This is a genomic window from Demequina aestuarii (assembly GCF_000975095.1).
GTDB lineage: Bacteria > Actinomycetota > Actinomycetes > Actinomycetales > Demequinaceae > Demequina > Demequina aestuarii.
This window is the reverse complement of record NZ_BBRD01000001.1, coordinates 188601-203523: the sequence shown is the minus strand read 5'-3', so window position 1 is coordinate 203523 and position 14923 is coordinate 188601. Positions and strand designations below refer to the sequence as shown.

General features: G+C 67.8%; 13 protein-coding genes, 2 tRNA genes and 1 other RNA gene. 7 read left to right on the top strand and 9 right to left on the bottom strand.

Translation table 11 applies throughout. The features are described from left to right. Positions 1-53: 53 nt before the first annotated feature. The 4 genes from AOP72_RS00975 to upp form a co-directional block, all read right to left on the bottom strand. Positions 54-1310: a multidrug effflux MFS transporter gene (locus AOP72_RS00975; protein ID WP_084631079.1), complete on the bottom strand. Its 1257-nt coding sequence runs from the start codon at positions 1308-1310 to the stop codon at positions 54-56. Between the two features lie 237 nt (positions 1311-1547). Next, positions 1548-2534, bottom strand: coding sequence for a ribonucleotide-diphosphate reductase subunit beta (locus tag AOP72_RS00970; RefSeq protein ID WP_062131132.1), 987 nt, complete (start codon positions 2532-2534; stop codon positions 1548-1550). A 23-nt stretch (positions 2535-2557) separates the two neighbouring features. Beyond that, a complete protein-coding gene (locus tag AOP72_RS00965; RefSeq protein ID WP_062136618.1) occupies positions 2558-5467 on the bottom strand; it encodes a ribonucleoside-diphosphate reductase subunit alpha in 2910 nt (969 codons plus the stop codon). A 497-nt stretch (positions 5468-5964) separates the two neighbouring features. After that, positions 5965-6606, bottom strand: coding sequence for a uracil phosphoribosyltransferase (upp, locus tag AOP72_RS00960; protein ID WP_062131129.1), 642 nt, complete (start codon positions 6604-6606; stop codon positions 5965-5967). Between the two features lie 72 nt (positions 6607-6678). Here upp and tadA point away from each other — a divergent pair, with 72 nt between their 5' ends. After that, positions 6679-7146, top strand: a complete 468-nt coding sequence (gene tadA / locus AOP72_RS00955) for a tRNA adenosine(34) deaminase TadA (protein ID WP_439645533.1) — start codon at positions 6679-6681, stop codon at positions 7144-7146. A 61-nt stretch (positions 7147-7207) separates the two neighbouring features. Then, a tRNA-Ser gene (locus tag AOP72_RS00950) sits at positions 7208-7298 on the top strand. 594 nt (positions 7299-7892) lie between these two features. Here AOP72_RS00950 and AOP72_RS13150 read toward each other — a convergent pair. From AOP72_RS13150 to AOP72_RS00935, 3 genes are read right to left on the bottom strand one after another with little or no spacing between them, the layout of a single operon-like run. Continuing rightward, positions 7893-8621: a trypsin-like serine protease gene (locus AOP72_RS13150; RefSeq protein WP_238581667.1), complete on the bottom strand. Its 729-nt coding sequence runs from the start codon at positions 8619-8621 to the stop codon at positions 7893-7895. Next, positions 8611-9144, bottom strand: coding sequence for a hypothetical protein (locus AOP72_RS00940; RefSeq protein ID WP_062131120.1), 534 nt, complete (start codon positions 9142-9144; stop codon positions 8611-8613). The genes AOP72_RS13150 and AOP72_RS00940 overlap by 11 nt, the downstream gene beginning before the upstream one ends. Next, complete coding sequence (locus AOP72_RS00935) at positions 9141-9461, bottom strand: hypothetical protein (RefSeq protein ID WP_062131117.1); 321 nt, start codon at positions 9459-9461, stop codon at positions 9141-9143. Before AOP72_RS00935 ends, AOP72_RS00940 begins: the two co-directional genes overlap by 4 nt. A gap of 554 nt (positions 9462-10015) precedes the next feature. Between AOP72_RS00935 and AOP72_RS00925 the strand changes: the two genes are divergently transcribed. Next, on the top strand, positions 10016-10342 hold the full coding sequence (locus AOP72_RS00925) for an LURP-one-related/scramblase family protein (protein ID WP_152650200.1): 327 nt from the start codon (positions 10016-10018) through the stop codon (positions 10340-10342). Between the two features lie 46 nt (positions 10343-10388). Here AOP72_RS00925 and AOP72_RS00920 read toward each other — a convergent pair whose 3' ends face one another. Together AOP72_RS00920 and AOP72_RS00915 are read right to left on the bottom strand one after the other, a co-directional pair. Continuing rightward, positions 10389-11108 (bottom strand): LytR C-terminal domain-containing protein, encoded by a 720-nt coding sequence (locus AOP72_RS00920; RefSeq protein WP_062131106.1) that lies wholly within the window; start codon positions 11106-11108, stop codon positions 10389-10391. A gap of 13 nt (positions 11109-11121) precedes the next feature. Next, positions 11122-11209, bottom strand: a tRNA-Ser gene (locus tag AOP72_RS00915). 63 nt (positions 11210-11272) lie between these two features. On the opposite strand from AOP72_RS00915, the gene ffs reads away from it, so the two are divergent. From ffs to recR, 4 genes are all read left to right on the top strand, one after another. After that, an RNA gene (gene ffs / locus AOP72_RS00910) (signal recognition particle sRNA small type) lies at positions 11273-11369 on the top strand. Positions 11370-11444: 75 nt separating this feature from the next. Further along, the gene (locus AOP72_RS00905; protein ID WP_062136616.1) at positions 11445-13517 is read left to right on the top strand and encodes a DNA polymerase III subunit gamma and tau; all 2073 of its coding nucleotides are present in this window, start codon (positions 11445-11447) and stop codon (positions 13515-13517) included. A 19-nt stretch (positions 13518-13536) separates the two neighbouring features. Next, positions 13537-14157, top strand: a complete 621-nt coding sequence (locus AOP72_RS00900; protein ID WP_202965630.1) for a DNA-3-methyladenine glycosylase — start codon at positions 13537-13539, stop codon at positions 14155-14157. Between the two features lie 70 nt (positions 14158-14227). Then, the gene (gene recR, locus AOP72_RS00895; RefSeq protein ID WP_062131102.1) at positions 14228-14824 is read left to right on the top strand and encodes a recombination mediator RecR; all 597 of its coding nucleotides are present in this window, start codon (positions 14228-14230) and stop codon (positions 14822-14824) included. Positions 14825-14923 lie beyond the last annotated feature (99 nt).

The window sequence follows — 14923 nt, the reverse complement described above, 5'->3', positions numbered from 1 at the left end:
GCGCAAGGACCCGGTCGAAACGCTACGAGATGGACGGCGAGTGATGCTCCTGCTCACCTCACGACGTCACCGGAGGTGCGCGGGCGCACCACCAGCCACAGGCTCGCGTGGGCGACGGTGAGCGCGCCGATCATCACAATGGCCATCGACGTCGCGGAGGCTCCCATGAGTCCGACCACGGGAGAGATGAGTCCGGCGACGCCGAAGTTCATCGCACCGATCAGGGATGCGGCGGTGCCGGCCTCAGACCCGTGCTTCTCCAACGCCATGACCTGAACCGACGGCATGATGAAGCCGAGCGGAGACACCACGAAGAAGAGCGGGATGATGATGCCGAGCAGTCCCGACTCGAGCTGTGCGAACACCAGCAGCGACACCGCGCCGGTGCTCATCACGAGGATTCCTGCCGTAGCCACGGCGCGGGGCGCGACTACTCGCATCAGTCGCGCTGCGAACTGCGTGCCCGCCACCACGCCGATGGAGTTGAGTCCGAACACCACTCCGTACTGCTGCGCAGTGAGGCCGAACTGATCCTGGAGCACGAACGACGAGGCTGAGAGGTAGGAGAAGAGCGTGGTGAAGGTCATCGCTCCCACGACTGCGACGCCGACGAACGCTCCGTCGCTCAGCAGCCGGCGGTACCGCGCTCGCATCGCGGCAAGACCCGCGCCTCCGCGCTGCCCAGCGGGACGCGTCTCGCGCAGCTTCAGGCCCGCGATCGTCGCGATCAGCACGCCGTACAGCGCGAGCACCACGAAGATCTCGCGCCAGTCCACCACCCGCAGCAGCTGAGAACCGATCACCGGCGCGAGCACTGGCGCCAGGCCGGTGACGAGCGCCATACGCGACAGCATGCGGATGAGCCGCTGACCATTGAACAGGTCGCGCACGATCGCCATGGCGACAACCGCGCCACCGGCGGCGCCGATGCCCTGCAGCGTGCGCCCCACGAGAACCCACTCGACGGTGGGCGCGAACACCACGAAGATGCTGGCCAGGATATGGACCACGGTGGCGATCATCAGCGGCACCTTGCGCCCAAAGGCGTCGCTCAGCGGTCCGACGACGAGCTGGCCTACGCCGAAGCCGATCGTGGTCGCCGTGAGGGTCAGCTGGATGGCGGCATCGCTCGCGGCCAGATCCCGCGCCACCTCAGGGAACGCGGGAAGGTACAGGTCGATGGTGAACGGGCCGAGCGCGACGAGCGCGCCCAGAATCAGGATGTACGCGATGCGCTCACGGCGCGCGAGGGTGTCGCCGAAGGAGGGTACGACGGCCCGGGGCGGGGCGGTGTCAATGCGCGAGGTCACAGCAGAGTTCTTTTCGTGAGTGGGGCGGCTATGCCGAGTTCATCGAACGGATCGCGATCAGAGCACGAGCTCGATCAGCGGGACACGTGGGTCAACACCGTCGATGCCAGTGTATTCCCTACCGCCTGGTAAGTCGAGCTCGCTGGCACATGGCTATGGCCCCGTGGCACGACGCGAGCGATCCGAGTGGATCGCCGCCCCGGCGTACCACGGGGCCATTGCCCCGAACTGCGGGTCCTACTTCTTGGTGGCCTGTGCGTTGACCTCGTACGACGTGTTGGTCGCCTCGAAGAAGTTCACCAACTGGAGGGTGTCGTTTGCGGTCGCCATCCACTTGGCCGGGTTCGACACGTTGTAGTACGGCTCGAACCCCAGCTCCTCGAGGCGGCGGTCGGCCAGGTAGCGGACGTACTGGTTCACGTAGTCCGAGTTGAGGCCGAGGATGCCCTTGGGAAGGAGGTCGCGGTTGTACGCCTCCTCCATCTCGACCGCGTCGATGATCATCTGGCGAATCTCGTCGGCGAAGTCCGGGTCCTGGAGGTCCTCGTTCTCCTCGAGCACCGTGAGGATGAGGTTGATGCCGAACTGGAGGTGCAGCGATTCGTCGCGGATCACCCAGTCCATGAGCGAGCCGAAGTTGCGCAGCAGGTTCCGCTGGCGGAACGACAGCGCGACCATGAAGCCGGAGTAGAACCAGATCCCCTCGAGGATGATGTTGTACGCGACGAGGTTGCGGACGAAGTCCTTCTTGCCCTCGGTGGTGGAGATGTCGAGGGTCTCCTCCGTCATGCGGCGGATGAAGTTGACCTCGAACTCCTCCTTGGCGGCCATCGACGGCACGTCCACGTGGGAGTTGTACGCCTCATCCCGGTCCAGCGGGAACGTCTCGAGGACGTACTCGAAGGACATGCAGTGGTTGGCCTCCTCCCACATCTGCTTCGCGAGGTACAGGTGACACTCGGGAGCATTGATGTACGGGTAGACGCCGAACGCGAGGGCCTTGTTGACCAGCAGTTCGTTCGGGTTGAAGTACGACATCAGGAAGGTGACGGCGTGCTTCTCTTCTTCCGTCATCTTCTTGAAGTCGGCGAGGTCCTCGCCGAGCTGGATCTCGTTGGGGAACCACGTGTTCGCGACGGCCTGGTTGTACAGGTCCATCGCCCACGGGTACGTGATGGGCTTGAGCAGCAGTCCGTCTTGGATGCCGGTGCCGAGAATGGCCATGATTCAGTTCCTCTCTGCCAGCGCTACTGGCAGGACTCGCACTGGAGCGCTTCCATCGGGTCCACGGGGCAGGCGACACCGCCCACCACCTCCGCGTCTCCGATCGAAGTCGCCACTGTGCTTCCAGTGACATGCAGGCTTTCAGTGACATCAAGCACCGTCGAACCCTCAGGTGCACGCGCAGCACCCGTCTCGACGGCACCGGTGGCAGTCGGCGTCTCCGCCGGCTCTGGCAGGGACGTCGGCGGAACCTCAGGCTGCTCCACCGGTGCGGGAGAGAACGCCTGGGATGCGACCGCCGACAACACCGAGGCGGGTGCCGTGGAGATGGACGCCGTGGACGTGCGCGGCTCGGTCGCGGTGACCGCGGGCGCCGCCTTGGCGGCCGCCGCCCCGAAGCCCTTCTTGGCTGGTGCTGCCGCCGAAGCGGACGCCACCACCTCGGCCGGAGCCTCGGTCGCGGCGACCGCGGATGCGGCCTCGGCGGCCGACGCGGTCGCCTCCGTCGCCTTGGACGCCCCACCGAAGCCCTTGCGAGCACCGAAGCCGCGACGCGACGGACCGCCGGTAGCGCCACTGGATCCGCTGGAGCCGGCCTTGTTCATCTTCTCGGTCTTGTTCACGCGCACCGTCGACTGCTCGGCCGTGTGGCGCGGCTTCATGTGGAGGTAGTACGTCGTCTTCACGCCGCGCTTCCACGCCGCCGAGTACAGCTCCATCATGTTCTCCACGTCGCGGTCGGCGAGGTAGATGTTGCGGCTGATCGCCTGGTCGATCCACTTCTGGGCGCGAGCCGCGACCTCGATGAACGCATAGGGCGAGAGCTGGAAGGAGGTCTTGTAGACGTCCTTCAGGTGATCAGGAGCGTCCTCGAGCTGTGACAGGTCGCCCTGCACCTCGAGGAGCTGGTCGCGCAGCTGCTCCCACAGCCCGAGCTCCTGCAGGTCCCGGACGAGGTTGCGGTTGACCTCGAGGAACTTCCCCGACGAGGTCGCACGGGAGAAGATCTGCGAGAACTGCGGGTCGAAGCCGGGGGTGGTGCCGGCGACCAGGCCGATCGATGCCGTGGGGGCGACGGCCATCAGAGTGGCGTTGCGGATGCCGCCCTTGACCTTCTCGCGAAGAGTGTCCCAGTCCTGACGAGTGGTGCGGTTGACCTCGATCGCGACGCCGCGGTCTGCCTCGGCCTCGGCGATGGTGTCGAACGGCACCTTGCCCTGCGACCAGCCGGAGCCCTCGAAGTTCGCGTAGGAGCCGCGCTCCCGGGCGAGATCGGCGGAGGCGTCGATCGCGTGGAACGACACGAACTCCATGATCTCGTCGATGAGGTCGTACGCCTCCTCGGACTCGTACGCGAGTCCCAGGCGCTCGGTCAGGTCGGTGAAGCCCATGACGCCCAGGCCCACGGCACGATTCTCGCGGTTCGCGAACTCCGACTCGGGCACGGAGGACAGCGTGATGTCCACGAGATTGTCGAGCTGGCGCACGGCCAGGCGAGTCGACTTCTCCATGCGGTCCCAGTCGATCGCACCGTCGATCAGGTGCTCCGACAGGTTGACCGATGCAAGGTTGCAGACGGCGATGTTCTCGCGGTCCTGGGGGAGGCAGATCTCGGTGCACAGGTTCGAGAGGTGAATGGTGCCTGTGTTGGTGTTGAGGGCACGGTTGTTGATCGTGTCCTTCCACGTCAGCCACGGGTGCGAGGTGGTCTGCAGCATGATGAGGATCGACTTGTACTGCTCGCGCGCCTTCATCTTCTTGAAGCTGCGGATCTTGCCGGCCTCGGCGAGTGCCACGAGCTCCGCATAGCGTGCGGAGAATGCCGACCCGGTGAGCTCGACCAGGTCCGGGGCCTCGGCGGGGTCGAACAGGTACCAGTCGTCGTTCGCCTCGACGCGCTTCATGAACTCATCGGAGATCCACACGGCGGTGTTCGCCGTGCGGGTGCGGCGGTAGGGGTCACCGGAGTTCTGGCGCAGGTCCAGGAACTGGGCGAAGTCCATGTGCCAGTTCTCCATGTAGAAGCACAGCGCACCGAACTTCTTGCCGCCACGCGACACGGCCCGCAGGGTCGAGTCGATGGTGTGCATGAACGGGATGGGGCCGGTGGAGGTGGTGTTATTCGACCGGATAGGCGAGCCCTCCGAGCGCAGCTTCGTGACCGACAGGCCGATGCCACCCGTGCCCTTGGTGAGCCACATGACGTCGCGCACGCTCTTGGCGATGTGCTCGATGTCATCTTCCATCTGCATGACGAAGCAGTTGGAGAGCTGGGGGTACGAGGTGCCGGCGTTCACCAGCGTGGATCCGGCGGGGAGGTAGTCCAGGCGCGAGATCTTCTCGTAGAACTTGATGGCCATCTCGGTGGGGTTCGCCTCGTTCAGCGACAGCCCCATCGACACGCGCATCCAGAAGTACTGAGGCACCTCGAGCGCCTTGCCGTGGCGGTCCGTGATCATGTAGCGGTTGCGCATGGTCACCGTGCCGATGTACTTCAGGAGGTCGTCGCGCTCGTGGTCGAGTGCGGCGGCAAGCGCGTCGAGGTCGAAGTGCGACGCGAGACGGGTGTCCAGCAGGCCCTCCTCCACGGCGTCGCGCACGTAGCCCGGGAACCGCGCCTGGTGCAGCAGCGCCAGCTCGAGGTTGGACTCGTAGCCGCCGAGCACACGCTTGTAGATGACCTTGCGCAGCAGGCGCGCCGCGACGGTGTCGAAGTACGGGTCGTCCTTGACGTTCTGGACGGCCACGCCGATCGCGGCCTCGTCGAGCTGCTCGGTGGTGATGCCGTCGAACAGCGTGATCGCGAGCTCGCTGGCGATCTGCGTCGTGATCGAGATCTGGTCCGGCAGGCCCTCCGCGGCGCGCTCGATCGCCTTGTTGATGCGGTCGGCGTTGTAGGGCTCACGCGTGCCGTCCCGCTTGGTGACGTGGATGCCGTTGCGGGCCGGGTTGGCCTCCGCGACCGCCTCTGCCACTGCGTCGCCATTGACGCCGGACTGGGCGGTGTTCTCCGTGATGGTCACGATTCTCCCCTTGCTTTCGAGCTTCTTAAGTTCGAGCTGTAGTGCGGCCTGCGGCCTCGTTGAGTGGTGCTGACGATGTGGTGCTGGGGCCGGGGCGGGATCCCCCGCGAGGGACCCCGTCAAGAGCGCGAAGCGTGTGACGACAGTAACCCGAATTACATCGGTGTGCAACAAGATATAGGGGTGAGTCGGGGTGATTGACACCACATCTTGTGGTCGTGTGGATAACCCTGTGCAAAGCCTGTGGACAGCGCGGCGTGTCGTCCACAGGAACCCAACGTGCCTGGGGACGGCGCCTCATCTGCGTGCGCTGTGCCACCCCCACAGCGTCTCACCGGGGTCTGACATTGCCGCCGGGGCACGGCCAAAGGAAAGGCCGCGCTGGGACGCGGCGGAACGCCGCGCGTCTAGAGGTCGACGATCCCGTACAGGCGGTCGCCCGCGTCGCCGAGCCCGGGCACGATGTAGCCCATCTCGTTCAGACGCTCGTCGACCTGCGCCACCACGACCTTGACGTCGGCGCGGTCCCCCAGCGACACGCGCACGTGCTCGATCCCCTCGGGCGCGGCCAGCAGGCACACGCACGTCACGTCCGTCGCGCCGCGCTCGAGCGCGTACTCGATGGCCGCCACCAGCGAACCGCCGGTCGCCAGCATCGGGTCGATGAGGAACACCTGGCGGCCCGTGAGATCGTCCGGAAGCCGGTTCGCGTACGTGATCGCCTCGAGGGTCTCCTCGTCGCGTTTGAGCCCCAGGAAGCCCACCTCTGCACTCGGGATCAGCCGGGTCATGCCGTCGAGCATCCCCAGGCCGGCGCGGAGGATCGGCACGATCAGCGGCGCGGGGTCCGCGATCTTGGTGCCCGTGGTCGACGTGAGCGGCGTCTCCACGTCGCACTCCGTCACTCGCACATGCCGCGTCGCCTCATAGGCGAGCAGGGTCACCAGCTCGTCGACCAGCAGCCGGAACGTCGGCGACGGGGTGCGCTTGTCCCGGAGTACGGTGACCTTGTGGCGAATGAGCGGGTGGTCGGCGACGTGGAGCTGCATGGCTCGACTTTACCGGGCCGCGCGGCGCTTCCACCCAGCGGACGGCGGCCGATGCGCGGGTAGCCTGGCACCGTGAGCGACCGGGAGCGTGCGGGCTGGAGTGAAGCGATGGGCGAGGCGCTCGCGCTCGCCGAGCGCGCATCGGCCGCCGGAGACGTGCCCGTCGGAGCCGTCGTGCTCGACGAGGCGGACTCCGTCATCGGCCGAGGCTTCAATCGCCGCGAGGACGCTCACGACCCGACGGCGCACGCTGAGGTGGTGGCGCTGCGTGAGGCGGCAGCGGCGCGCGGAACCTGGCGCCTCGACGGTTGCACCCTGGTGGTCACGCTCGAGCCGTGCGTGATGTGCGCGGGTGCCGTGCTCGCCGCGCGGATCCCCCGCCTGGTGATCGGCGCCTGGGACGCGAAGGCCGGAGCGACGGGTTCCCAGTGGGACCTGGTCCGCGACGCCCGCATCGGTGCCAAGGTCGAGGTGATCTCGGGCGTGCGGGCGGCGGAGAGCTCGTCGCTGTTGTCCGCGTTCTTCGAAGCCAGACGCTGACTCCGCAGCCGGCCGATGCGCGATTTGGGTCCGGGGCCCTGCGCCAGGTATCCTCGGCGGCGGTGACGTGTCCGAGCGGCCGAAGGTGCAGCACTCGAAATGCTGTGTACGGTAACCCCGTACCGTGGGTTCAAATCCCACCGTCACCGCCACGTAGTTGGGCCCGTTCTCTCTGGTGAAACAGTGAGAACGGGCCTTTTCTGCGTTCAGGGCGAAGGGTCGCAGTAACAACTCTCGGCGAGACCCTTTGGCGCCCCAAAGTCACCTCATGTCCCAAAGCACGACGTCGGTAGTAACGGGCATGCTGCCTGCGACGATGACAGGCTGGCCCAGCTTGATGGACTCGAGGACGTTCTCTGCCAGGGCTGCGCACGTCTTCACCGTGAACCACCGTTGACGCGTCCTTGGGGTGAGTCGGCGGGACTGGGATGCGAAACACGGTGATGGGGACGTCGTTCTCGTCGTAGCGCTGGGTCGGCTCAGTCGATGCCCAGGCCTGGACGGTGAGCTGCGTGTTCATGGGTGCGCCCTTCGGTCTCGGTCAGCAGCGCCGTGGTGGTGCTGTCCGGCCGTGCCGCCCGCACCGACGCTGCCGATGCCTGGGCCGCCCCAGTATTGGCCGACCGGCGGAGCAGGCGAGAAGGCAACAACCCCGTCGCCGTGCTCGTCTGGGCGACCGCGACAGGGTTGGTTTCGGGATCTACGCCGCCTGGCGCGGGAGCCCAACCGTAGGCCAGCTCCCGAGATCACTCGTCCGACTGCGAAAGCAGCGCCTGGATGTCCTCGACGGACGCATAGAGGCCAGGATCCTCCGGCTCGCATCCCGCTCCGCCCAGCGTCACACCATGGATCTGCAGGCCAGCCGAGGAGAACTCGTACACGCCGCCTCCACTGTCGCCCAAGCACGTGTTGGACGCCGACTGGGGCAGCAAGCACATCGGGTTGCCCGGCAGACGACCCGCGGCACGGGCGGCGTCCACCAACTCTTCACACGCCACTCCCGGCTGCGGCCGCAGGGGCAAGATTTTGGCTTCGCACGGCCTGCTTCCCAAGGCCGAGGAACGGCCCCACCCTGTCGCGAGCAACTGGCCATGCGGCTCGTGCGGCGAAAGCGTGCCGACCTCGTCTTCGATGGGTGCATCTAGCGTCAATTGGGTCAACTCCTGTGCGTCAGTGTGACCCATGGCTACGGCGCGCACTCCCCGTCGTGCCCCGGGGCCCTCACAGAGATTGCGCGCCCCCACCACCACGTCTGGTGCGGCGCCGTCCACGATGCAGGGGGTAGCGGTGACGACCAGGTCTGGGGCGACCAGCAAGCCCGCACAGTAGGCGTGGTCCCACACGCGACTGTCCGGGGCAGACGCGTTCACGATAGCGACGAAGGCAGACCCCGGCAGGTCGGTCGACGCAGGCGCCGGGCTGCAAGCTATCAGGTCCAGTGCAAGCAGGGCGACTGCGCCCGATCTAGCATGCATCGCCCGATACCAGTGCATAGACCACACCGACATGCTCGACGTAAGTCTCCCCGCCCACCTCATACCTCACGGTCGTGCCATCCAGCTCGGCCTCGGCACCCACTGTGCCCGGGTCCACTTCGATGACGAGCAGCGCAGTCGCGCCCGCCGGAATCTCGGCATCATCGGCGGACACCATGACCGCCATCGTCTCAGTGGCGCCCACCTCTCCCGGCCACCACCACGAGGCGGGCACCGCTCCCACATCCTCAACGTCTGCGGCAACGTAGTCACTGATGACGGCGTCGCCCTGCACAGGGCCTTCCACGCCCGTGACCTGGACGGAACGGTCATCTGTGCTCACCAGCGGCTCAGAGAAGTACTTCAGACCCTCGTGACCCGCTTGAGAGCAGACCCGCACCTCGCCCGGCTCGACTCTCGGTCCCACCAACGGGCCATCGTCACTCACCGAGCAGGCCGCCAGGCCGAGCAGCGCCGCCAACACGACAGGAACCGCGACGACCCGTTCCGCGGCCCGATTCACGGTTTAACGACGAGCTGATACGCACTCGACGTGGTGGCGTGACCGCCGGTGCCGCAGATGTTGCCGCCGCCGCTTCCCATGATGACCTGGAGGCGCCCGCGGGTGTTCCAGCCCGTCTGGGCCGTGATGCCGACCCCATAGAAGCTCGCCGCCGCATTCCACGTCACCTGCTTCGAGTTGTCCTTCACAAGAATGTCTCCCGCTGCATACCGTCGGCAGTACTTCGCGGTCGGCGGAGTCGTGTTGACCGTTGCGTTCCCACCCTTCCATTCGTCAGCGCGCACGAAGGGAGATCCGCAGACCTGCGAGTCACGCACGCCTTCTCGACATAGGAGGTCTCGGCCTGGGCGGGCGAATCCGCGTCCACAGCGCTCACAGCGTTCGGGTCCATGTTCACGGCTTCGCCGACGTCGAGCTCGGCAAGGACCTCGTTCGCCGGCCAGGCGAACACGGTCACATCACCCGGGTCGGAGGCACCGCTCTCAATCGCCAGTTCACCCTCCAAGACTCTGGGTCGTCGATCTCGTCCGGGGGCACCGCGCCTCATCGGAACGGGCGACGAGCATGAGCGCGGCGACGCTCGAAACCGAGCGCGTCCGGACGCCCTCGAGCACGGTGATGTTCATTTCTTCCCCCTTGTTGAGACCCAGAATGGCAAGGCCGCTTCCGGACTGATCTGAATGTAGGGCGCTGCATTCCTTCGCACAAGGGCCGAGTCGGTACCCCTTCAACAGCGCCGTGGTGGTGCTGTTCTGCCGCACCGGCATTGCCGGTACCTGAGTCTTCCCAGTGCTGATCAGCCTGGAGAGCAGACAGGCAAGCAACAACCCCGTCGCGGTGCTCGGAAGAGCGACCGCGATCGCGTATGTCAGTGGAAGTGATGCTGGGCATCCCCAAGCGGATGGATGTCATCGACGGTGCCGGCGAGCAGGTCGCGCATCTCCACTCGCCCCCGTTCACCGTCATCAAGGACAAGGTGAACGTCGCCTTCGCCTCGGGTGAGGAGTTGCAGCTCCAGGGCACCATCATCGAGAACGACTACGCCGTCCGCGACTCGCACGGGAACCTGCGCATCCACATCACTCAGAAGTGGGTGACGGTGCGGGACCGTGACACGGTCGACGTCGCGGACGGCCAACGACCCGAAGTGGCGTTCGCTCTGGCGTGGGCGATCGACCGCTGGGTCGAGCGAGACTGAAGTCGCGCTCTCGGGCCACCGCGCACGCTTGCAGAGAGCGGGAGCGTCAGCCCTCTGGTGACGCTTCGGCGGAGGGCGACGGCGAGGGACTCGCCTCGGCAAGCGGGTTCTCCGGCAGAGTGCGGGGAGCCGGGCGTGCGGTGATCACGTTCACCGGCAGGCACTCCCCTCGCGATGACAGCGCGATCGTGGGGTCGAGCTCCGGAGCGTCCAACGGGCGCACCTGCGGCTCCTCGCCGAACTGCTGCCCCAGCACGAGGTCGAGCGTGATGTCGGGGCGGTTGTCGAGCACCAGCTCGACGTCGTCGAAGTGCGCCGCGAGCGTGTACGCGTGCTGCAGCCCCTCCTGGCCGTAGAGGATGCGCACGGAGCCGCTGAAGTCCTGCGTCCAGTTCGTGGCGCCGACGACCAGGAAGCCACGACCCTCGAGGGTCTCGCCCGTCGAGCCCGCCAGCCCAGAGATGCCGGCGCCGTTGTTCACCCGGACCACCACCTCGCCGGGCGGCAGGGGCATCGCGCGGGACGGCGCACACGCGAGCGTGATGTCGGACTCGAACTCGCCCGCAGGGGTGGTGAAGGCCCGGTCGAACGGCCCTTCGACATCGCCGCGGTAGATCGCGAACGAGGCGAAGGCGACGGTGACCAGAGCGATCATCGCGATGCCGAACACCACGAACTGCCGCTCTCGCCGATGCCGACGCACGGCCTTGCGGCGAGTGGCGTCGCCGCCGGACTGCGCATGGTTCACGGGCATCCACCTCGACATGGGCACGGACTCTTGGCGGAGGATAGGGGATTCGAACCCCTGAGGGCTTGCACCCAACACGCTTTCCAAGCGTGCGCCATAGGCCACTAGGCGAATCCTCCAAGCCCGACGATGGTACCCGAGCATCGGCGGTCCACCTAAACAGCGTCTGCGGCTAGACTATCTGCGACCCCTCACGTGGCGTCATCTCGCTGAACTCCCCCAGGGCAGGAATGCAGCAAGGGCAGGCGGGCTCTGTCGGGTGCGTGGGGGGTCCTTTCATGCCCGGGGCCGCTTGGCGGCCCGGACCGTGGAGGGCCGATGCGCGTGTCACCGCGCGCCACTAGAGTGCGTGGAGTGAGCACCGCCCTGTATCGCCGCTACCGCCCCGACTCCTTCGCCGACGTCGTGGGGCAGGAGCACGTCACCACGCCGCTCATGCAGGCCCTGCGTGCGGACAAGGTCAACCACGCCTACCTGTTCTCCGGCCCGCGCGGGTGCGGCAAGACCACCTCGGCGCGCATCCTTGCCCGGTGCCTCAACTGCGAGCAGGGCCCCACGGACACCCCCTGCGGCACGTGTGACTCGTGCGTGGGCCTCGCTCGCGGGGGCGCTGGCTCCGTCGACGTGGTCGAGATCGACGCCGCATCCCACAACGGTGTCGATGATGCTCGTGAGCTGCGCGAGCGCGCGGCCTTCGCTCCCGCACGCGACCGCTACAAGATCTTCATCCTCGACGAGGCGCACATGGTGACCACGCAGGGCTTCAACGCTCTGCTCAAGCTGGTCGAGGAGCCACCGCCTCACGTCCGGTTCGTGTTCGCGACGACGGAGCCCGACAAGGTGATCGGCACCATCAGGTCGCGGACCCACCACTACCCCTTCAGGCTCGTCCCGCCGTCGGTGCTCACCGGCTACCTCGGCGAACTGTGCGAGGCAGAGGCGGTGCAGGTCGAGTCGGGAGTGCTGCCACTCGTCGTGCGTGCCGGCGGCGGCTCGGTCCGCGATTCGATGTCCGTGCTCGACCAGCTGATGGCGGGCTCAGGCGAGGGCGGCGTCACCTACGAGCGAGCCATCGCGCTGCTCGGCTTCACCGACGCAACGCTGCTGGATGACGCGATCGACGCGATCGCCGCCGGCGACGGCGCCTCGCTGTTCGACGTCGTCGACCGCGTCATCGGGACGGGTCACGAGCCGCGCCGGTTCGTCGAGGACCTGCTCGAGCGGCTGCGCGACCTCATCCTGCTGTGCGCAGCCGGGTCCGACGGCGTGAAGTCGCTGGGCGAGGTGCCGTCCGACCAACTCGAGCGCATGAAGGACCAGGCCCGCCGTCTAGGACTCGCTCGGGGCTCGCGCGCCGGCGATCTCGTCAACGATGCCCTCACCCACATGATCGGCGCCACCTCGCCGCGGCTGCACCTCGAACTGCTGTGCGCCCGTCTGATCGCGGCTCACAGCGCCAATGGTGCTCCCGTAGCCGCCGAACCGTCCGGCGCCGCAGCGTCATCTCAGGGCGCCCGCGACCAGTCCTCCCCCGGCACCGCGCCGGCCCTCGAGACGCCGGCAGCCGCCAGCGATCCTTCCGCGGGCAGCGCCGCGAAGGCGCGAGCCGCCGTGGCGGCTGCGCGAGAGCAGTCGAGCGGGCCGTCCGCACCCTCGTCCCCGACCGCGACCGTCGACACTCCAGCGCCCGCTGACGCGTCGGCGCCCGTGGAAGCGACACAGCCTGCGGACGCGGCAACGCCTGCGGATACGCCCGAACCGAACGTCGGAAGCATCGAGCCCGCGCCCAAGCACCCCGCGCCCCGCCAGGGGGAGCCGGCTGCCCCGCCCGAACCAGCCGCACCCGCGCCCCTCCGCGCCTCGACCGGCGACGTCGCCGGCGGAGCCGAGGACACCGAGCTGGTGCGTCGGCGCTGGGCGGAGGTTCTGGGGACCCTCGAGCGCCGCAGGGTGACGTGGTCGATGGTCAGCCAGAGCGCGCAGGTGGCCTCCGTCGAGGGCGGCGTGCTCACGCTCGCTTTCGACAATCCCGCACTCGCGGGCCGGTTCGCCGGAAGCACCCACGCCGAGAACGTCGCGCTGGCGGTGCGGGAGACGCTCGGCCTGAATGTGCGCATCGAGTCCGTCACTGACACGAACGCGCGGCCGGCGCCCGTCGCGCCGGCGAGTGCGCCGCCTGCGTCCGCTCATGCCGCCTCCCCGGCAGCAGTGGCATCGGCGCCCGCTCCCGCGAGCCCCACGACTGCAGCCGATGGTCATGGCGCCGGTGGCCCCTCGGCCGCCAGCCCTCCCACCGACGACGCACCTCCGCCATGGGACGAGGATGAGGAACAGGTCTCTCCCGATGACGAGGCCGCCCCTAACTCTCAGCTGACGGGGGCCGACGTCGTCAAGCAGATGCTCGGCGGCACCATCATCAAGGACTAGACGAAGCGTCCGCTCCCTCGTGTCCGTGCTGAGATCCGACCTTGCCCGGCCCGCACACGAGGTCGCCCTCACTCTGCTGGGCGCGCGACTGACCCACACCACCTCCGCGGGCGCGGTCACGGTCGAGATCACCGAGGTCGAGGCCTACTCAGGCGCGATGGACCCTGCGTCACATGCGCACCGGGGGCGGACGGCTCGCAACGAGGTGATGTTCGGCGAGGCCGGCCACCTGTACGTGTACCTCTCGTACGGCATGCACTGGTGCGCCAATATCGTCACGGGCGCCCCCGGCCATGCCAGCGGAGTGCTGCTGCGCGCCGGGCTGGTCGTGGAGGGCATCGACCTGGCCCGGGAGCGCCGCGGGAGCGCGGTACCCGACCGCAACCTGGCCCGCGGGCCCGCCTGCCTGACCCAGGCGCTCGGCATCGACATCGCGCTCAGCGCAGCCGACGTCCTCGCCGGCCCTCCCCTCACGCTCGAGTCCGGCCGCGACGTCGACGCGCCGTCGATCGCCACCGGTCCACGCGTCGGAGTGCGACAGGCAGCGGACGTGCCGTGGAGGTTCTGGATCGCGCACGACCCCACCGTGTCGACCTACAAGCGCAACCCCAGGGCCGAGCCGCCCGCACCTCACCCGTGAGCTGGTGCGCCCCGCGCGACGCGCGCGCCCCCGCATCCTCGGTCCGGACATCGGCCGTACTCTTGACCGCATGTATGACGGCGCAGTCCAGGATCTGATCGACGAGCTCGGGCACCTCCCCGGGATCGGGCCCAAGAGCGCCCAGCGCATCGCGTTCCACATCCTCGCGACGGACGCCACTGACGTGCAGCGGCTTGCGGAGGCGATCACCACGGTCAAGGAGCGCGTGCGGTTCTGCGACACCTGCGGAAACGTCGCGGAGTCCGAGCAGTGCCGGATCTGCGCGGACACCCGGCGACTCGACGACGTCCTGTGCGTGGTCGAGGAGCCCAAGGACGTCGTGGCGATCGAGCGCACCCGCGAGTACCGGGGCCGCTATCACGTGCTCGGCGGCGCGATCGACCCGATGAACGGCGTCGGCCCGGACGACCTCCGGATCCGCCAGCTCCTGACACGCCTGGGCGACGGCGCGATCGAGGAGGTCATCATCGCGACCGACCCCAACATCGAGGGCGAGGCGACGGCCACGTATCTGACTCGCATGCTCGTCCCCATGGGCGTGGGGGTGTCGCGCCTCGCGTCAGGACTGCCCGTGGGCGGCGACCTGGAGTACGCCGACGAGGTCACGCTCGGACGCGCCTTCGAGGGGCGACGCCGCGTCACCTGAGCCGCGCATCGGCCGGCCGAGGCCAGCCACGGACCGTTTGCCTGAGGATCAGTGCAGAAGCACCGTGCGCGGCCTGTGCACTGACGCTCGGGCGAGCAT

Excerpts from the sequence above, each read along its gene's own strand:
- AOP72_RS00970 (WP_062131132.1), bottom strand. The coding sequence starts at position 2,534 with ATGGCCATTCTCGGCACCGGCATCCAAGACGGACTGCTGCTCAAGCCC.
- upp (WP_062131129.1), bottom strand. The coding sequence starts at position 6,606 with ATGCAGCTCCACGTCGCCGACCACCCGCTCATTCGCCACAAGGTCACC.
- AOP72_RS13150 (WP_238581667.1), bottom strand. The coding sequence starts at position 8,621 with ATGCATGCTAGATCGGGCGCAGTCGCCCTGCTTGCACTGGACCTGATA.
- AOP72_RS00920 (WP_062131106.1), bottom strand. The coding sequence starts at position 11,108 with ATGTCGAGGTGGATGCCCGTGAACCATGCGCAGTCCGGCGGCGACGCC.
- recR (WP_062131102.1), top strand. The coding sequence starts at position 14,228 with ATGTATGACGGCGCAGTCCAGGATCTGATCGACGAGCTCGGGCACCTC.